Here is an 18,446-nt window from a genome sequence, read left to right as displayed (position 1 = left end):
CTCAGGAGTTCGCCAGCCGCTCCTTCTCGACCTCGACGTCGTAGTCCGCCGCCGGCCACTGCGGGTCGATGTCCTCGAGGGCGTCGATGAGCAACTGCTGCACGGCCAGACGGGCGTACCACTTGCGGTCGGCGGGGACGACGTGCCACGGTGCCAGAGGCGTCGAGGTCCGCTCGATCGCCACCTGGTACGCGTCCATGTAGGCGTCCCAGAGCTTCCTCTCGTCGACGTCGGACGGGTTGTACTTCCAGTGCTTGTCGGGGCGCGCGAGACGCTCGCCCAGGCGCTCGCGCTGCTCGTCCTTCGAGATGTGCAGCATGACCTTGACGACGCGGATGCCCATCTCGGCCGCCTGCGCCTCGAACGACACGATGGCACCGTACCGGCGCTCGATCTCGTCGCGGGGGGCGAGTTCGCGCACCCGGCCGATCAGCACGTCCTCGTAGTGCGACCGGTCGAAGACGCCGAGGCGACCGGCATCGGGCAACCGCTTCTCGATGCGCCACAGGAAGTCGTGCTCGAGCTCCTCGGCGGTGGGCTTCTTGAACGAGGCGAGCTCCACACCCTGCGGGTCGACCACGCCGACGACGTGCCGGACGATCCCGCCCTTGCCCGCGGTGTCCATGGCCTGCAGCACGAGCAGCACCGAACCGGTGGCGGTGCCGGCGACGCTCTGGGCGAAGAGGCGCTCCTGCAGCCCTTCCAGCGGGCCACGGCCCGCCTCGAGGTCTGCTCGGCCGTCGTCCTTGTCTCCGTCGTAGCCGGGCGTCGAGCGCGGGTCGATGTCGGCGAGGCGGAACCCGGGCTCCACCCGCAGGGCGTCGGCGGCGGGCGTGGACCAACGGTTCTTCGAACTCATGGGGTCATGCTGCCGTGGCATCCGGGATCATCGCCACCCGTTGACGGCGGCCGTTCAACGCGGGAGGGGGACCTCGATCAGCTGACGCCCGCCGGTCGGGGCGGTGAGCACCTGGTCGAGGGTGACGCGGGTGGTGCAGCGGTGGTACTCCCACCCGAAAGCGAGGGCGAGATGCTCGAGGCGGGCCGTGTGCGGTGTGTACTGCACGCGCGCCATCGCGTCGTCGCCGGCGACCGCGGCCACCTCGAGACCGTCGAAGATCGTGCCGCCACCGTCGTTGCCGACGACGACCTGCAGGCGCGGCTCGGTCTCACCGGGGGGCAGCATCAGCGCGCCCATGTCGTGGAGGAAGGCGAGATCGCCGAGCAGCACGCGCGTCACGCCGGGGCGCTCCTCGACCTGACTGGCCAGCGCGACACCTGTGGCCGTGGCGATCGTTCCGTCGATGCCGGCGAGACCGCGGTTGGAGTGGACGGCGACCTTCTTGCCGCCGAGGAGCTCGTCGGCGACGCGCACGATGCGCGACGAACCGAAGACGAGTCGGTCGTGGGGCCACGTCGCGCGCCAGAGCGCGTCGACCAACGCGGCGCGATCGAGGGGCGCGCGCATGACCTCGACCTCGGCGTTGATCGCCCCGAGCCGCTCGTGCGGCACGGCGGAGGCGAGTCCCTCGGCGTCGGGGGCGGGCGGCGAGAGGTCGACGGCCCGGGCCCGCGAGGCGCGCATCCACTCCCCCAGCCAGGCGCGGTCGGTCTCTTCCGAGCCGACGCGCACGGCGTCGACCGCGAGGGTGGATCCGTTCAGGTTCACCGGTTCGCCGGGTCCGCGCACCGCGATCGCCTCGACGTCGTCACGCATGAGCAGGCGCGTGACCTCGCGACTGAGCGTGGGACGACCGAACACGACGACGCGTTCGATGCGTCCGCCGAGCGCGGGGTCGCTCAGGAGCGCGCGGTAGCCGTGCACGATCTGCCGCCCGAATCGCGAGCCGCTGACGATCTCGGCGACCAGGGGGAAGCCCCCGTCGTGGGCGAACTGCTCGGCCGCGGCTCCCGCGTCGGCCCCCGCGACGACGACCGTCCGCGGCCCGGTCTCGATCACGTGCGCCGCCTCGGCTTCGGGCGCCACGTCGGCTTCGCCGATGCCGCCGCCCCCCTGGTAGTGCGCTCCGGAGCCGTCGGCGTCATCTCCGGTGGGAGCGGTTCCGGATGCCGCCCGCTCCACCATCCACGAGGGCGCTGCGCCCGCGAGGGGCTCACGGAACGGCACGTTCAGGTGCACCGGGCCGGCTGCTCGAGCCCCCTCGCCCAGGGCCGCCGCCAGCGAGGACGCGGCCACGGCGTCGAGCTCGGCGGTCTGCTCGGAGGTGGCGTCGTCGTCGACGGTCTCGGGAACCGCGAGGTCGGCCTCGAGGCGGACGGCGGAGCGAAAGAGCCCCGGCTGCCGGGTGGTTTGATTCGCGCCGACCCCGCGCAGCTCGGGCGGGCGGTCGGCGGTGAGCAGCAGAAGGGGGATCCCGGCGTGATGCGCCTCGAGGGCGGCGGGCACGAGGTTGGCCACGGCGGTGCCGGACGTGCAGACGACGACCGCCGGCATCCCGGTCTCGCGTCCGATGCCCAGAGCGGTGAAGCCCGCCACACGCTCGTCGATGCGCACGTGCAGGTGAACGAGGCCCGCGCGCTCGAGCTCGGCGGCGACGAGCGCCAGGGCCTGAGAACGGGAGCCGGGGCTCACCACGATATGGCGGACGCCGCGAGAGACCAGCCCCGCCAGCAGGGCGGCGGCCGCGTCGGTGGCCGGCGCGGCGACGCGCGCGTTTTCGGGGGCCACGGCTCAGCCGACGGCGCCGCGCTGACCGCGGGTGTCGTCGTCGCCCTTGCCGGGGGTGTCGCCCGGATCGGTCGTCTTCTTCGGGGGCTGCGGGTCGTCGCCGTCGGAGTCGAGCTGCGCCAGCTCTTCTTCGAGGCGACGGATCCTCTCGTCCTGCTCGGCACGCGCCGATGCGGTCATGCGGCCGAGGAACTCGGGGTCGTCGTCGGGAGCGCGTCGGACGACCGTCTGCGTCGCTCGGCCTCGACCGATGGCGAACCACAGGATGCCGCCGAGCACGGGGAGCAGGATGACGATCGCCATCCACGCGGTCTTGTTGACGCCGCGGTGACGGGAGGGGCTCTGCACGGCGCAGTCCACGATCGTGTAGACCCAGAAGACGGTCGCCACGAGCGCCAGGATGAGAAGCAACCGTGCCATGACACGAGTCTACGTGCGCCGGCTGGGCAGCGGCCCGGAGTCGGCGCGCGGTCTTCCGCCGTCGAACGACCCGGGATCGAGGCGAGGACACCCGCCGTAGAATGGCTGTATGCGTGCTCGTTCGGCCCTCGTCTACACGGTGCTGCGATTGCTCGCGTTCCTCGTCCCCCTCGGCATCCTGCTGCTGTTCCCGGTGTTCCAGGAGCTGCCGTGGCTCGCCGCGATCTTCGCCGCCCTGATCGGCTTGAGCCTGTCGACGCTGTTCCTGCGTCGCCCGCTCGACAAGGTCACCGGCGGCCTCGCCGAGCGCCGTGCCGAGCGCACCGCGGCCGGTCGCCGCACCGCCGCTCAGAGCGACGCCGACGCCGAGGACGCGGTGGTGGACGCCACGCGCAGTGATTCCGGCGAAGACCCGAGCGCTGCGGGCGATCGTTCTCGCGTCTGACTCGCGGGCATCCGCTCGCGCACCTCACCGCCGGTGAAGGCGGACGCGCGCGTTCCCGCGGTCGTCCGGCCGAGGCGCCTCAGACCGCGAATGCCAGGAACAGAACCGCGCCGTACGCGACCGAGGTGAAGCTCGTCACCTGCAGCGCCGTGATGAGTTCGCGCGGGGCGCGGTAGGTCCAGACGATGAGGATCGCTGCGAGACCGCCCAGCAGGGGAAGCCCCTCCAGCCACGCCAGCGGATAGACCTGCGCCAGGAACGCCGCGATCGCGAACGGTGCGAGCACGAAGACCGTGAAGATCACCTGCGTCGCGCGGCGCCCGATGAGCACTGAGAGCGTGCGCTTGCCCGCGAGACGGTCCTGATCGATATCGCGCAGGTTGTTCGCCAGCAGCACCGCGCACGCGAGAAGGCCGGCCGCGACCGCACCGAACCACGCCTCCTGCGGCAGCGACAGCACCTGCAGCCAGGTCGTACCGAGGGTGGCGACGAGGCCGAAGAAGACGAAGACGAAGATCTCGCCCATCGCGTTGTAGCCGTACGGGCGCTTACCCCCGGTGTAGAACCACGCGGCCACGATGCACACGGCGCCCACCAGCAGAAGCCACCACTGCCCCGTTCGGATCACCAGCGCGAGACCGATGAGTGCGGCGAGCGCGAAGAACGCGAGCGCGACGAGCAGTACGGTGCGCGGCTTCGCCTTCCTGCCGCCGGTCAGGCGGCCCGGCCCGACACGGACATCGTCGGTGCCGCGGATGCCGTCCGAGTAGTCGTTGGCGTAGTTCACGCCGATCTGCAGCGCGAAGGCGACCGCCAGGCAGGCGAGCGCGATGACCCAGTGGAGAGCGTCGTCGACGAGGGTGGCCGCTCCCGTCCCGATGAGCACCGGGGTGATCGCCAGGGGCAGGGTGCGCAGGCGCGCCGCAGCGATCCAGTCGCGCGCGGTCGCCGGGGCGACGGCGCGGGGGGCACCGCCCTGCACCCTTTGCGGGTTCCCGCCGGGACGACGCTTCTGGGCGGGGGTCGGACGCTTGCGAGACGGGGCTGCCACGAGGGGTCAGTCTAGTCGCGCGGGTTCGGCGCGCCCTCGTCCGCGAGTCGCCGCAGCGTGGCACGGTCGGGCTTGCCCGACGGCAGCGTCGGCAGCTTCTCGAGCACGACGACGCGCGCCGGCCGCGCGGGCGCCCCGACGGACGCGCCGACGACCTCGCGGATCGCGGCGAGCAGATCCGGTCGGCGAGACGCCGCGCCCCCCGACACCACCACGGCGGAGCCCTGACCCCAGTCGGCATCCGGGATCGGCACGACGACGGCCGATTCCAGACCCGGGATGCCGCGCACAGCGGCTTCGACCCGATCAAGAGAGACGTTGACGCCCCCCGAGACGATGACGTTGTCGAGACGACCGGTGACGTGCAGCACGCCGTCGACGATGTCGCCGCCGTCGCCGGTGCGGTACCAGCGCTCTCCGTCCGCACGGGGGAAGACCGCGGCGGTGCGCTCGGGATCGCCGAGATAGCCCTCCGCGAGAGTGGGGCCCGAAAGGCGAACCTCGCCGTCGACGATCGCCATGCCGACACCGTCGAGCGGAACGCCGTCGTACACGCAGCCGCCGCTGGTCTCACTCGAGCCGTAGGTGCGCACGATGCGCGCCCCGGCCGCCTCGGCCCGCTCGCGCACCGACGGTGCGAGGGCCTGACCGCCGATGAGGATCGCCTCGAACGAGCGCAGCGCCTGCGCGACGGTGGCGTCGTGCTCGGCGGCATCCAGCAGTCTCTGCAATTGCGCGGGGACGAGCGAGGTGTAGCTCGGGACGCGGACGCCGTCGAGGTGCGACGCCATGCCGAGGGCCGCCGCGGCGAACGGCTCGGGGCGGAAGGGACCGGAGACGACCGCCGGCTCGCGATCGGCGAGGAGGGCCCGGACGATCACCTGGACGCCCGCGACATAGGTCGCCGGCACCGCGAGCAACCACGCGCCCTCCCCGATGCGGGAGGCCGTGGCGTAGGCGCTGCTGATGAGCGCGTTGCGGCTGATCACGACCGACTTCGGCACGCCCGTCGAGCCCGAGGTCGTCACGACCGCGGCGGTGCCCGGGGGGACGTCCTGCGGAAGGTCCGCCCCGCCCAGGGCGACGGCCGGCCCCGCACCGAGGACGGCCGCACGCAGGGCGCGCAGCACATCGCGCGGGTCGGCGGATGCCGGCGGCTCGAGCCTCACGAGGACTCCCCGCCGGTCAGTAGTGCCACGGGACGTCGGACCAGTCGGGGTCGCGCTTCTCGAGGAAGGAATCGCGTCCCTCGGCGGCCTCGTCGGTGCCGTACGCCAGGCGGGTCGCCTCTCCGGCGAAGAGCTGCTGGCCCACGAGCCCGTCGTCGACGGCGTTGAAGGCGTACTTCAGCATGCGGATCGCGGTCGGCGACTTGGTCAGGATCGTCCGCGCCATCGACAGCGCCTCGCGCTCGAGCTCGGCGTGCGGCACGACGCGGTTGATCGCGCCCATCTCATACGCGCGCTCGGCCGAGTACTCCTCCGCGAGGAAGAAGATCTCGCGCGCGAACCTCTGCCCGATCTGGCGCGCGAAGTACGCGGAACCGTACCCGGCGTCGAACGAGCCGACGTCGGCATCCGTCTGCTTGAAGCGACCGTGCTCGGCGCTCGCGATCGAGAGATCGCAGACGACGTTGAGCGAGTGCCCGCCACCGGCGGCCCACCCCGGAACCACGGCGATCACGACCTTCGGCATGAAACGGATGAGCCGCTGCACCTCGAGGATGTGCAGTCGCCCGGCGCGACCCGGGTCGTGCACGGTGGTCTCGTCGGTCGAATACTTGTAGCCGTCGCGGCCGCGGATGCGCTGGTCGCCGCCGGAGCAGAACGCCCACCCGCCGTCCTTCGCGCTCGGGCCGTTGCCCGTGAGCAGGACGACGCCGATGCGGTGGTCCTGGCGAGCGATGTCGAGGGCGCGGTACAGCTCGTCGACGGTGTGCGGCCGGAAGGCGTTGCGCACCTCGGGCCGGTCGAACGCGATGCGCGCGATGCGCCCGTCGTGCGTCACGTGGGCGGTGATGTCGGTGTAGTCCGCGGCGCCGGGCGCCAGGGTCCATTCCGCGGGATCGAAGAGCTCGGAGACGGTCACGTGATCAGCCTACGCGCGAGGATTGCGGCGGGGGAGGACACGCTAACAGAGCGACCATGACAAGTTCTCTTGATCGGGTCGTGCAAATAATTTCTCAAGACGCGTATGAATTTTCCTTTACAGATAGAGTTTCACGCGATCTATCGCGCAAGTAATCACGCGTGCTACCGCAAGAAGGGCCGACCGTGGTGGACAAGTACTCGATGCCGAAACTCGACTTCGAGTCGCCTCTGGTGGCCACTCTGTTCGAGATCGAACGCCTGCGAGCGGACATCGGTACGGGCGACACCCCGAAAGACACCTTCTTAGAACTCCACCAGTTGTTCGACCTGGTCATGAGCGTGGTCTCCGCCCGGATCGAAGGCAACCACACCACCGTGTACGACGCCCTCGACCAGATCGATGGTTCCCTCGGATCGAGCGCAGATCAGCTTCGCGAAATCACGAACATCGCCGCCACGGCTCGCTTCATCGACAGTCTCCCGCCCGAGGCCCCTCTGACACACCATCTCATTCGTGAAATCCACCGTCGTGTGGTCGACGGACTGAGCAGGGAGGGCGACCCCACCCCCGGCGCATACCGAGAACACGAAGTGGCGATCGCCAACTCGGCGCACGTGCCCCCGTCCTGGGTCACGGTGCACTCGGAGATGACTTCTCTCCTCGACTTCGCCAACGAGTCGAAACCCCTCCATGAGCAGATGCTGCAGATCGCTGTCGCGCATCATCGTTTCGTGTGGATCCACCCGTTCCGTAACGGGAACGGACGGGTTTCACGCCTGTTCACGTACGCGATGCTGCGCCGAACCATCTTCGCCACGCGAGGGTTCAGCGCGATGAACCCCACCGCGGTCTTCGGGAACGATCGAGACGCGTACATCTCCGCTCTCGAGAGCGCCGACGATCTCACGGACACCGGCACCGTCGCCTGGGCCGAGTTCTTCGTGCGCGGCATCCGCGACGACATCGCTCGCCTGCTCGAACTCCAGAGGCACACGTTCGTCATCGACGAATTGGTGGGCCCGGCCCTCGAATCGTTAAGCCGTGACGGGATCGTCTCGCGCGAAGAACACGCGGCCTTGAGGGCCGCCCTCGAGAGCGGCGTGATCAAGGCGGGCGATCTCGAACAGATCGTTCCCGGGACGGCATCCCACCGCTCGCGGTTCATCCGCAACCTGCGCGACCGATCTCTGCTTCAGCAAGCCGAAGAAGGGCCCCGGTTCTACCGGGTCTCGCTCGCGCGGGGCCCGCTTGCGCCTCGCCTCGTTCGACGGCTCGATGCACTCGGATACCTGCCACGCATGCTCTCGGCCGACTGACACGTGCCGAGACGGTGGATGCCCCGCAACAATCCCCGTATCCTGGGCGACCCGACGATCGGAGTCATCATGGCGAAGAAGGTGTCGATTCTGGGCCGCATCCGCGAGTACTTCCTCGGGGTGCCCTCGCACGATCAGTCCGAAGACGCACGGCGGTCGATGAACCACCAGAGCGAGACCGCGTACTACGCGGGCGAAGCGGCGAAGACCTGGACGGGAACGTCCGGAGGCGCGCAGTTCACGCCGTGAGACGGAACGGCGCCCCGAGCGGATCGGGGCGCCGCTCGTTTCAGGCGTTCTTGCTGTCGCGCCAGCGCAGCCAGCGCTCGACGAGCGAGTAATCCCAGTCGGGGCCGCCGAACCCGAGCGTGAACAGGCGCGTCCCGGCGTCGTACAGGGCGTCGGCCACGTCTTCGTCGCGGTCCTTCAGCTCGTTCGAGACGACGAGGCCCGACAGGTCGCGCCCCTCGGTCTCGGCCCACTTTTCAATGACCTCGAACTTGTGCGGCAGCTCGTCGGGCGTGACGAAGCTGTGCCAGATGTCGGCGTGACGCGCGACGATGCGCAGCGTCTTCTGCTCGCCCTTTCCCCCGATCATGACGGGGATCTTGCGGGTGGGTGCCGGGTTGAGCTTGCCCCACCGGTCGACGACCCGGTCGAGATCGGCAGCGAGCGCGTTCAGACGAGAGCCGGCCGTTCCGAAGTCGAAGCCGTACTCGTCGTAGTCGCGCTGGAACCAGCCCGAGCCGGTACCGAAGATGAAGCGGCCGGTGTCGCCGCCCTTCTTGCTGATGTGGTCGACGGTGCGGGCCATGTCGGCCTGCAGGTCGGCGTTGCGGTAGCTGTTGCAGTTGACGAGGGCGCCGAACTCGACGCGCTCGGTCTGCTCGGCCCAGGCGGAGAGCATGGTCCACGACTCGAAGTGCTCGCCGTCGGGCTCGCCGAACAGCGGGAAGAAGTGGTCCCAGTTGAACAGGACGTCGACGCCCATCTCTTCAAGACGGAGGACGGCGTCGCGGATGTCGGAATACTGCACGTGCTGCGGCTGGATCTGCACGCCGAGCCGGACGGGGGTATCGAAGAGCATGGCGTCAGCCTATGCCCGCCCTCCGACACCCGGGCGGTGGATTCCGCGGCCCGATCGACGTAGCGTGGAAAGGCCAGACGATCGGAGTCCGCATGACGAAGAAGATGTCCCGGCTCGCGCGAGTGCGCGACTACCTGCTCGGTACGCGCCGCACCCCCGCGGAATCCGAGGCCGCGATGGAATCGCTCGATCACCAGCGCAACCTCTCCCCCTTGTACAGCGACGAACGGCAGAAGTTCCTCCCCGGCGGGCCACCCGCGCCGAACCACCGCTGAGCGTGAGGATGAGGGCATGAGCACCGCGCCCCTCCCCCCGCTCGCCGACATCCTCGAGACGGCACGGGTGGTCGCCCTCCCGCTCGCCGCTCGCTTCCGGGGGATCGAGACGCGCGAAGCGCTCGTCTTCGAGGGTCCGGAAGGGTGGACGGAGTTCTCGCCGTTCGTCGAGTACGGCGACCGCGAGGCGGCGACCTGGCTCGCGGGAGCGATCGACTTCGGATGGAACGCCGCACCCCCGGCGGTGCGTGGCCTCGTCCACGTCAACGCCACGATGCCCGCCGTCGACGCCTCCGAGGTACCGCGGATCCTCGCCCGGTACGACGGATGCCGGACGGTCAAGGTGAAGGTCGCCGAGCCGGGACAGTCGCTCGCCGACGACATCGCTCGCGTCCGAGCGGTCCGCGAGGCCTCTGGCCCCGAGGGTCGCGTGCGCGTCGACGCCAACGGCGCGTGGAACGTCGATGAGGCCGAGCGGGCGATCCACGCCCTCGCCGAGTTCGATCTCGAATACGTCGAGCAGCCGTGCGCCGAGGTCGAGGAACTGGCTCAGGTGCGCGAGCGGGTCGCCTACCTCGACATCCCGATCGCCGCGGACGAGAGCGTGCGCAAGGCCGCCGACCCGCTGCGGGTCGCGCGAGCGGGTGCCGCCGACCTGCTGGTCGTGAAAGCGCAGCCGCTCGGCGGAACGCGCGCCGCGCGACGGATCGTCGCCGAGGCGGGACTCCCGGCCGTCGTCTCCAGCGCGCTCGACACCTCCATCGGCCTGTCGATGGGCGTCGCCCTCGCCGCCGCGCTTCCCGAGCTCGACTACGACTGCGGCCTCGGCACCGCATCGCTCTTCACGGCCGACGTGGTGGCATCCCCCCTCGTCGCGCGCGACGGAGCATTGACACTCGAGCGCCCCCGCCCCACCTCGACCGACCTCGACCGGGTGTCCGCGACCGCTGAGCGACGCGAGTGGTGGATGGACCGGCTGCGACGGTGCTACGCCCTGCTCGAGATCACTCCAGGATGAGGCGCACGATCTGCGACAGGCGCTCCCCCAGCTGCGCTCTTGAGGCGGCGGGAGACACGCCCGTCATCACGGCGGTCTCGGCGGCCGAGACCCAGGCCGAAAGAAGGAGCTCAGTGGCGACGTCGGCGGGCAGGCGCAGAGTCAGCCCCTTCGCCTCGGCGATGTCGCGGACGAGCTGCGTGACGCTCTCGCACAGCGCGCCGTTCGACGAGAGGTAAGCGGCGGCGAACTCGGGATTGCGCAGCGCCTGGACGCGCGTCTCGGCACCGAGGAGGACGTCGAGCCGGTCTTCGCCCGCGACCTCGAGCACGCCCTGCACGAGATGCAGGACCTCGCCCGCGGCATCCAGTCCCCGGTCTTCGATCGAGGTGACGCGTTCGCGCACGGCGGCGATCGTGCTCTCGGCGGAGCGCGCGCACAGGGCGAGGAACAGCTCCTCCTTCGAGGCGAAGTTCGAGTAGAAGGCGCCGCGCGTGAAACCGGCGCGGTCGCAGATCGCCTCGACCGAGGCGGCGTCGATGCCGACCTCGGCGAACATCTCCGCGGCGGCGTCCATGAGGCGCGTCCGGGTGTTCTCGCGCCGACGCGAAGGGGCGGGTGCGGTGTCGGTCATCCGCGTCTCCTGTTCTGGGTGGACGTCCAGCCAGGATCGCACCCTCCCGAGCTACGATACATTGATGTATCCGATACGGTGATGTATCGACTCGTTCACCGATCGTGGGAGCCGCCGTGTCGACATTCCTGTACACCCTGGGTCGCTGGTCGTTCCGCCACCCCTGGCGCGTGCTGACCGGCTGGCTGCTGGTCCTGGTGATCGCCGGCGGCGGCGTCGCCGTGTTCGCGAAAGGCACCGACAACACCTTCTCGATCCCCGGCACCGAGTCGCAGGCCGGCCTCGAGATGCTCAGCCGCACCTTCCCCCAGGTGAGCGGAGCGAGCGCCGAGATCCTCGTCGTCTCCGCCGACGGCGCGAGCGTGCGCGACCAGGATTACCAGGATGCCGTCCAGAAGACGTCCGCCGACATCGGCGGGCTCGACTTCGTCGAGGCCGTCACCGACCCGTACGACGCGCGGATCGCGGGCGGCATCTCCGACGACGGCCGGGCCGCGATCGTCCGCATCCAGTTCGCCGGCGAGTCGACCGAGGTACCCGCCGACACCAAAGAGGCGCTTCGCGAGGCCACCACGGCTCTGGGGTCCGACCTCCCCTCGGGATCGCAGGCGGTGCTGGGCGGCCAGCTCTTCGCCACCGAGATCCCCGGCGCCTCGCTGACCGAGGCACTCGGGGTGCTCATCGCCGCCCTCGTCCTCATGGTGACGTTCCGTTCGTTCCTGGTCGCCGGGATGCCGCTGGCCACCGCGATCCTGGGCGTCGCCCTGTCGATCGGGCTCATCTTCATCGCGACCGGTTTCGCCACCGTGTCATCGACCACTCCCCTGCTGGCGGTGATGCTGGGCCTGGCGGTCGGCATCGACTACGCCCTCTTCATCGTGTCGCGACATCAAGACCAGACGCGCGCGGGGATGGACCCCGAAGAGTCGACCGCCCGCGCCGTGGGCACCGCCGGATCGGCCGTCGTCTTCGCCGGCATCACGGTGCTCATCGCCCTCATCGGCCTGAGCTTCGCCGGCATCCCGTTCCTGACGACGATGGGGATCGCCGCCTCGGTCGCCGTGGCGATCGCGGTGTGCGTCGGCCTGACGCTCACCCCCGCCTTCCTCGGATTCGCCGGGCATCGCGTGGTGGGCTGGGGGTACAAGCGACCGAAAGCCGCTCGCCGCCGCCGCGGTATGTCAGCCGAGGAAGACGCCGAGGCCCTGGCCGAGGCCGCCGCCGAGCGCGAGAAGAAGGCGGTCGCCGCCGCTTCGCGGGCCGAGCGCAACGGACCCGCCAAGCGCTGGGTGGGCCTGGTGACCCGGCATCCCCTCGTCACCACCGTCGCGGTGATCGGGCTGCTCGGAGTGACCGCGATCCCCGCAGCCTCGCTGGCCCTCACCCTGCCCAACGCCGGACAGCTGCCGAAGGGAGACGAAGCGCGCGTCGCGTACGAACTGACCGACGAGTACTTCGGCCCGGGTGCCAACGGCCCGCTCATCATGACCGGCACGATCGTCACCTCGAACGATCCGCTGAATCTCATGACGAGCATCGGCGACGAGATCGCGAAGATCCCGGGAGTCGCGAAGGTGGCGCTCGCCACCCCCAACGAGACCGCCGACACCGGCATCGTGCAGATCGTGCCCGACACGGCCCCCGACGACCCGCGCACCGCCGACCTCGTGCGCGAACTTCGCGCCGCCGAACCGCGTCTCTACGACCAGTTCGGCGTCCACCTGCTCGTCACCGGCTACACGGCCGTCACGATCGACATCTCCGACCAACTGGGTGCCGCCCTGCTCCCCTTCGGCCTGTTCGTGGTGGGCCTGTCGCTCGTGCTGCTGATGATCGTGTTCCGCTCGATCTGGGTTCCGCTCACCGCCGCCGGCGGCTACCTGCTCTCGGTCGCCGCGTCGTTCGGCGTCGTGGCAGCGGTGTTCGAATGGGGCTGGTTCGCCGACGCCCTGCACGTCGCCAAGATCGGACCCATCATCAGCTTCATGCCGATCGTCGTCATGGGTGTGCTCTTCGGGCTCGCCATGGACTACCAGGTGTTCCTCGTCTCGCGCATGCGCGAGGACTACGTGCACGCCGACCGCGAGGGCCGCACGCCGCGTGAGGTCGCGCTCGGAGCCGTCCGCAGCGGGTTCTCGGCATCCGCCCGCGTCGTCGTGGCCGCCGCGGTCATCATGTTCGCCGTCTTCGTCGCCTTCGTACCCGAGGGGGACTCGAGCCTGAAGCCCATCGCCCTGGGACTGGCCGTGGGTGTCGCGGTCGACGCGTTCCTCGTGCGCATGACGCTGGTGCCCGCGATCCTCGCCCTGCTGGGCGCGAAAGCATGGTGGATGCCGCGCTGGCTCGACCGGCTGCTGCCCAAACTCGACGTCGAGGGCGAGGCCGTGGAGCGCGAGGTGCGCCTGGCCGACTGGCCGGCCGAGCCCGCGATGGCGATCGCCGCCGACGAGCTGCGCACGGTCGGATCCACGGATGCCGAGGAGCCGGTGTTCTCGGACGTGTCGCTGCGACTGGAGTACGGCGGAACGCTGCTGGTGACCGGCGAGACGCGCACGACCAGGGCCCTGCTGCTCGCCCTGTCGGGCCGGCTGTCGCGAATCGAAGGGCTCCTGCGCGTCGACGGTCTGCTCGTGCCGGAACGGGCCGGAGCCGTTCGCAGCCGCGTCGGCCTCGCCCTGCTCGACGACCCCGCCGAAGCGACGGCCGAGGTCGCCCGGGCCGCCTCGGGCGGCAGCCGCGTGGTGCTCGTGTCCGACGTCGATCTGCTCGATGACGACGACCGGGACGACGTGGCCCAGGTGCTGCGCCGGGCAGCCACCGAGGCCCGCGAGCGCAGCGACGACGCCTCGTCGCCGTTCACGCTCATCGTGTCGGCCCGCGACGAACGCCGCGCTCTCGCACTGCTCGCCGACGCGCAGCGCCCCGACGTCACGTCCCTCGCCCTGCCGACCCCGCGTCGCCACCGCCCCGAACCCGAAACCTTCGCCGATCTCTCCGAGGTGTTCGCATGACTCTCCCCGTCGAGCGCTCCCGCTCGCGCCGCCCCGTCACCTGGCTCACGCTCATCGGCGTGCTGCTGCTGCCCGCCGTGATCGGCGGCATCCTCGTCGGCGCGCTCTACAAGCCCACCGACCGCCTCGAGAACATCACGGCCGCGATCGTCAACGACGACAAGGCCGTGGAGCTCGACGGGCAGCTCGTGCCCCTCGGGCGCCAGCTGACCGGCGGCCTCGTGAAGGGCGCCGACGACCAGCCGAGCAACATCGACTGGGTTATCTCGAACGACGAGGACGCCGCGGCGGGACTCCAGGACGGCACCTACACCGCCGTCGTCACGATCCCCGAGAACTTCACCGCCGCCTCGCTCTCGACCCGCCCGGGCGAGACGCCCGAGAAGGCCACGATCGACGTTCAGACGGCCCCCAACGCGCGCGTCGTCGACGGCGCGATCACCGGGGCTCTGGCATCCACCGCCTCGAACGTCTACGGCAGCACGCTGTCGTCGCAGTACCTGAAGAACGTCTTCCTCGGATTCACGACCCTGAGCGACCAGCTCGGCTCGGCGGCGAGCGGCGCTCACCAGCTCGCCGACGGCGCCTCGCAGGCCGCGAACGGTGCGGGGAGCCTGCGCGACGGCCTCGGGCAGCTCTCCACGGGTGCGACCGGGCTGGCCGATGGCGCCTCGCAGCTCGCCGCGGGAGCCGCACCGCTCGCCGACGGCGCCGCCCAGCTCTCCACGGGAGCCGGAGCGCTCGCCAACGGCACGCGCCAGGCGGCCGCGGGCGTGGGCAAGCTCGCGACCGGAGCCGACGGCATCGCCGCGGGCAACCGCGAACTCGCGAAGCAGATCAACGGCCTGGCCGACCAGATCCCGCCCACGTTCGCCGACGACGCTGCCGCCCTCTCGAAGGCCGCGCCCCAGGTCAATCAGGCCCTGGTCGACGCCGCCGCCGCGCTGCAGAAAGCCGCCGACGACTGCACCGGTACTCCCGAGCAGTGCCAGGCGCTGCGCAACGCCTCCGCCGCGGCGAACAAGGCGCTGCCGCAAGCGACGCAGACCGTGACGCAGATCGGCGCCCTCGCCGGCCAAGCCACCCAGCTCCCCGCCGGTGTGCGTCAGATCGCCGACGCCAACCAGAAGCTGGGCGACGGCGCGGCGGGACTCGCGGACGGAGCGCGTGACGCCTCGTCGGGCCTGAACACGATCGCCGGCGGCATGGACGGGGTCGCCACCGGAGCCACGAAGCTCGCCGACGGCGCGCGCCAGTTCGGCACGGGGGCCTCGGCCCTCGCCTCGGGCGCCGGGCAGCTGGCATCCGGAGCCTCCGGCGCCGAGACCGGAGCCGCCCAGCTCGCCGACGGCGTGACCCAGGTCGCGACGGGCACCACCTCTCTCGCGGACGGGCTCGACACGGCCGTGTCGAAGCTGCCCACCTACACCGACGCCCAGGCCACGAACCTCGCCGATGTCGTCGCCGACCCCGTCTCCGCCACGGGCGGCACCGACGCGCTCTTCGGCGGGGCGGCCGTGCCGCTGCTGGCCATGGCGGTGTTGTGGTTCGGCGCCCTCGCCTCGTTCGTCGTGTTCCAAGCCGTATCGGCCCGCGCCCTCACCAGCCGCCGCCCGTCGGCGCTCGTCGCGCTGCGCGGCTTCGCCCCCGCGGCGATCGTCGGAGCCGTGCAGGGCCTCCTGGTCGCGGGCGTGGTGCAGGTGGCATCCGACTACGACTGGGGCGACTGGGCCCTGTTCGCGATGATCTGCGTCGTCGCGGGCGTGGCGTTCGCGGCCGTCAATCAGGCCCTCGTCGCCCTCTTCGGCGGCGCAGGGCGCTGGATCGCAGCGATCGTCGGGGCACTGGCCCTCGCGACGAGCATCGTCTCGACGGTGCCTCCCGTGCTCGCGGCGTTCGCTTCGCTGCTGCCGACGTCCCCCGCCTACGACGCGATGCTCGGCGCGCTGTCGTCCATCGGCGGCGTAGGGGCGGGTGCCGCGGGGCTCGTGGTCTGGGCCGTGCTCGCGCTGGTGGTGACGACGCTGGTGGTGGTGCGTCGCCGCACGGTTTCGGCGCGCGCCGCGGTCGCGACCGCGGGCTGACCGGCCCCGCTCCCGCTCCCGCTCCCGCTCCCCCTCCCGCTCCCGCTCCCTCCCACCCTGTTGAGTGTCCAAAACACCCGGACGAATTTCGAAACCGTCCGGGTGTTTTGGACACTCACGGCGGGTATGAGCGTCGACGACCGCGCGTGGCGACTCCTCCCCCGCACCCGCGTTCTTGGAACCGTCCACAATCGGGCCGGTTAGGTACGCGGCCCCACGCCACCACGCGCTGAAGTGGGTGCGTGCGACGCCGACCACTCCCCGTAGAACTCGGGACGTCCTTCACCGTGCGCGAGGCGAAACGGCTCGGCGTTCCGCGCGACCGGCTGACGGCGATGGACCTCAGCACACCGTTCCATGGGACGCGCACCTCGATGGATCTCGTCACCACCGTCGACCGATGCCGCGCGTACGAGCCCAGGCTCACCGGGGCGCAGTTCTTCAGCCACCAGACGGCGGCACTGCTGTGGGGTATACCGCTGCCCGGCCCCGCGCCGGAACACCTGCACGTGTCGGCCATCGCGCCCGGGCGGGAGCCCCGCACACGAGGCATCATCGGGCACCGACTCGAAATGTCGCCCGACCTTCTGACGCTGCGCCACGGCCTTCCCGTTGGGAATCCCGCCGAAACGTGGGCGCAACTCGCCTCTTCGCTCGGGGAGGACCCCCTCGTCGCCGCGGGCGATGCGCTCCTGACGGCCGGTCTCGTTGATCACGCAGACCTGGTCGAGGCCGCCGAGCGCCCGCGCCGCCGGGGCGCAAAGGCGCTGGCAGCGGCCGTACCGTTCCTTCGTGTGGGTGCCGAGTCACCTCGCGAATCAGCCGTCCGTCTCGTGATCGTGCGCGCGGGTCTGCCGGAACCCGAGCTGAACTGGGCGCTCCGCGACGCAGCGGGGCGCTTCGTCGCCCGCCTCGACATGGCCTACCCCGCCTACCGTGTCGCCGTGGAGTATGACGGGCGCCAGCATGCCGACCTGACGCAGTTCCGACGGGATGCCGACCGGTGGCCGGCCATCGCCGGACAGGGCTGGATCCTCATCCGCGTGCTCGACCACCACCTTCGCGAACCCCACGCGCGTGTTGTCGACCCGACGCGGCGAGCTCTGATATCGCGCGGCTGGCCGGGCTCCGTCGCGCCCTCGTGACCGCCCGCCGCCCACATGGTGCGTCCAGCCGCCACAACGCACTTTGAGTGTCCAAAACACCCGGACGGATTCGAAAATCGTCCGGGTGTCTTGGACACTCAACAGGGGGACGGGCACGGCGGGTACGCCAGGGCTGCGGGGCGCCCGCACAGACGCGCCAGCGCTGCGACGCGCGCAGCGCACGTTTCGCGTCAGGTCGTCAGGCCGCTGTACGCGTGCAGGCCCTTGAAGAAGACGTTGACGATCGTGAAGTTGAACAGCACCGCTGTGAAGCCGATGATCGACAGCCAGGCCGAGCGGGTGCCGCGCCAGCCGCGCGTCGCTCGCGCGTGGATGTACCCGGCGTAGAGCACCCAGATGACGAAGGTCCAGACTTCCTTGGTGTCGAAGCCCCAGAAACGGCCCCACGCGTCGTTGGCCCAGATGGAGCCGGCGATGAGCGTGAAGGTCCAGAAAATGAAGCCGACGATCGCGAACCGGTAGGCGAGCGACTCGAGCGCATCGGCATTCGGAACCGTGCGCAGGAAGCTGCGCTTGGTCTCGGCATCCGCGGGTGCTTCGGCGAGCTTGCGCTCGCGGCGCGTCTGGATGAGCTGCACGACCGACAGGCCGAACGCCAGAGCGAACAAGGCCGTCGCCAGGCTCGCGACGAACACGTGCACGACGAGCCAGACCGACTTGAGCGGATCGGCCAGGGGCACGACCTCGACGTGGAAGGCGAGGGTCGCCCCGCCGAGCAGCAGCACGGCGAGACCGGCCATGAGCGAGCCGAGAAAGCGCAGGTCGTACCGCGTCAGCACGGCGAGGTACACCGCGATGATCAGCAGCAGACCGGTGAGGGCGAACTCGTACATGTTCGACCACGGCACGCGTCCGGCCGCGACACCGCGCAGCACCGTCGCGACGAGGTGGAAGACGAAGCCGAGGGCCGTCAGCACCGTGCCGAGCCGCGCCCACAGGTATCGGGGCTTGGCCGAAGAAGCGGATGCCGCAGACCCGGAGCCCGAGGAGATCACTCCCCCGCCGCCCGCCGTCACGAGCTCGCGCGCGACGACCTCGTCTTTCGCCTTCAGCGCGAGGTCGGAGCGGCGCGCGAGGTCGATGGCGTACGCGATGAACGCCAGCACGTAGATGGCGACCGCCGTCCACACCAGGAGGAGGGAGATCTCGTCGAGGAGAAGCGGGTCGGTTCCGGGCATGG

At 70.7% G+C, this 18,446-nt stretch carries 17 protein-coding genes; 8 read left to right on the top strand and 9 right to left on the bottom strand.

What is annotated here, in order from left to right:
- Position 1: 1 nt before the first annotated feature.
- Genes J2X55_RS15025 through J2X55_RS15015 form a run of 3 tightly spaced genes read right to left on the bottom strand, consistent with a single transcriptional unit; the run spans position 2 to position 3,109 of the window.
- Positions 2 to 859, bottom strand: coding sequence for a polyphosphate kinase 2 family protein (locus J2X55_RS15025; protein ID WP_309824384.1), 858 nt, complete (start codon positions 857 to 859; stop codon positions 2 to 4).
- Positions 860 to 913: 54 nt separating this feature from the next.
- Positions 914 to 2,689, bottom strand: coding sequence for a 2-succinyl-5-enolpyruvyl-6-hydroxy-3-cyclohexene-1-carboxylic-acid synthase (gene menD, locus J2X55_RS15020; protein WP_309824383.1), 1,776 nt, complete (start codon positions 2,687 to 2,689; stop codon positions 914 to 916).
- Positions 2,690 to 2,692: 3 nt separating this feature from the next.
- Positions 2,693 to 3,109, bottom strand: coding sequence for a PLDc N-terminal domain-containing protein (locus tag J2X55_RS15015; protein ID WP_115919651.1), 417 nt, complete (start codon positions 3,107 to 3,109; stop codon positions 2,693 to 2,695).
- 109 nt (positions 3,110 to 3,218) lie between these two features.
- On the opposite strand from J2X55_RS15015, the gene J2X55_RS15010 reads away from it, so the two are divergent.
- A complete protein-coding gene (locus J2X55_RS15010) occupies positions 3,219 to 3,554 on the top strand; it encodes a DUF4229 domain-containing protein (RefSeq protein WP_309824381.1) in 336 nt (111 codons plus the stop codon).
- 79 nt (positions 3,555 to 3,633) lie between these two features.
- Here J2X55_RS15010 and J2X55_RS15005 read toward each other — a convergent pair whose 3' ends face one another.
- The 3 genes from J2X55_RS15005 to J2X55_RS14995 are packed head-to-tail and all read right to left on the bottom strand — an operon-like array spanning position 3,634 to position 6,693.
- Positions 3,634 to 4,605 carry a 1,4-dihydroxy-2-naphthoate polyprenyltransferase gene (locus J2X55_RS15005; RefSeq protein WP_309824378.1) on the bottom strand — a complete coding sequence of 324 codons (972 nt, stop codon included), beginning with the start codon at positions 4,603 to 4,605 and terminating at the stop codon, positions 3,634 to 3,636.
- An 11-nt stretch (positions 4,606 to 4,616) separates the two neighbouring features.
- The gene (locus J2X55_RS15000) at positions 4,617 to 5,774 is read right to left on the bottom strand and encodes an AMP-binding protein (RefSeq protein ID WP_115919657.1); all 1,158 of its coding nucleotides are present in this window, start codon (positions 5,772 to 5,774) and stop codon (positions 4,617 to 4,619) included.
- 16 nt (positions 5,775 to 5,790) lie between these two features.
- Complete coding sequence (locus J2X55_RS14995) at positions 5,791 to 6,693, bottom strand: 1,4-dihydroxy-2-naphthoyl-CoA synthase (RefSeq protein WP_309824376.1); 903 nt, start codon at positions 6,691 to 6,693, stop codon at positions 5,791 to 5,793.
- Positions 6,694 to 6,878: 185 nt separating this feature from the next.
- Between J2X55_RS14995 and J2X55_RS14990 the strand changes: the two genes are divergently transcribed.
- The gene (locus J2X55_RS14990) at positions 6,879 to 8,012 is read left to right on the top strand and encodes a Fic family protein (RefSeq protein WP_309824374.1); all 1,134 of its coding nucleotides are present in this window, start codon (positions 6,879 to 6,881) and stop codon (positions 8,010 to 8,012) included.
- Between the two features lie 18 nt (positions 8,013 to 8,030).
- A complete protein-coding gene (locus J2X55_RS14985; protein ID WP_309824372.1) occupies positions 8,031 to 8,261 on the top strand; it encodes a hypothetical protein in 231 nt (76 codons plus the stop codon).
- Positions 8,262 to 8,301: 40 nt separating this feature from the next.
- Here J2X55_RS14985 and J2X55_RS14980 read toward each other — a convergent pair whose 3' ends face one another.
- Entirely contained in the window at positions 8,302 to 9,099 is a 798-nt protein-coding gene (locus tag J2X55_RS14980) for an LLM class F420-dependent oxidoreductase (RefSeq protein WP_115919665.1), read from the bottom strand.
- A 92-nt stretch (positions 9,100 to 9,191) separates the two neighbouring features.
- On the opposite strand from J2X55_RS14980, the gene J2X55_RS14975 reads away from it, so the two are divergent.
- Positions 9,192 to 9,374 (top strand): hypothetical protein, encoded by a 183-nt coding sequence (locus J2X55_RS14975; RefSeq protein ID WP_309824369.1) that lies wholly within the window; start codon positions 9,192 to 9,194, stop codon positions 9,372 to 9,374.
- Between the two features lie 16 nt (positions 9,375 to 9,390).
- Positions 9,391 to 10,392, top strand: a complete 1,002-nt coding sequence (locus J2X55_RS14970; protein WP_309824364.1) for an o-succinylbenzoate synthase — start codon at positions 9,391 to 9,393, stop codon at positions 10,390 to 10,392.
- On the opposite strand, the gene J2X55_RS14965 is transcribed toward J2X55_RS14970, so the two are convergent.
- Positions 10,379 to 11,005, bottom strand: a complete 627-nt coding sequence (locus tag J2X55_RS14965) for a TetR/AcrR family transcriptional regulator (protein WP_115919671.1) — start codon at positions 11,003 to 11,005, stop codon at positions 10,379 to 10,381. The genes J2X55_RS14970 and J2X55_RS14965 overlap by 14 nt on opposite strands.
- A 116-nt stretch (positions 11,006 to 11,121) precedes the next feature.
- Here J2X55_RS14965 and J2X55_RS14960 point away from each other — a divergent pair, with 116 nt between their 5' ends.
- The 3 genes from J2X55_RS14960 to J2X55_RS14950 all read left to right on the top strand — a co-directional run bounded on the left by J2X55_RS14960 (position 11,122) and on the right by J2X55_RS14950 (position 17,245).
- The gene (locus J2X55_RS14960) at positions 11,122 to 14,016 is read left to right on the top strand and encodes an MMPL family transporter (protein WP_309824360.1); all 2,895 of its coding nucleotides are present in this window, start codon (positions 11,122 to 11,124) and stop codon (positions 14,014 to 14,016) included.
- The gene (locus J2X55_RS14955) at positions 14,013 to 16,100 is read left to right on the top strand and encodes a YhgE/Pip domain-containing protein (protein WP_309824358.1); all 2,088 of its coding nucleotides are present in this window, start codon (positions 14,013 to 14,015) and stop codon (positions 16,098 to 16,100) included. The genes J2X55_RS14960 and J2X55_RS14955 overlap by 4 nt, the downstream gene beginning before the upstream one ends.
- A 242-nt stretch (positions 16,101 to 16,342) precedes the next feature.
- A complete protein-coding gene (locus J2X55_RS14950; protein ID WP_309824356.1) occupies positions 16,343 to 17,245 on the top strand; it encodes a hypothetical protein in 903 nt (300 codons plus the stop codon).
- A 191-nt stretch (positions 17,246 to 17,436) separates the two neighbouring features.
- On the opposite strand, the gene ccsB is transcribed toward J2X55_RS14950, so the two are convergent.
- Positions 17,437 to 18,444: a c-type cytochrome biogenesis protein CcsB gene (ccsB, locus tag J2X55_RS14945; RefSeq protein ID WP_309824354.1), complete on the bottom strand. Its 1,008-nt coding sequence runs from the start codon at positions 18,442 to 18,444 to the stop codon at positions 17,437 to 17,439.
- Positions 18,445 to 18,446: the final 2 nt, after the last annotated feature.

The sequence above is a fragment of the Microbacterium sp. 1154 genome, assembly GCF_031455375.1.
In the GTDB taxonomy this organism is placed as follows: Bacteria; Actinomycetota; Actinomycetes; order Actinomycetales; family Microbacteriaceae; genus Microbacterium.
Note: the sequence above shows the minus strand (reverse complement) of the source record. Positions and strands in the feature narration are given on the sequence as shown.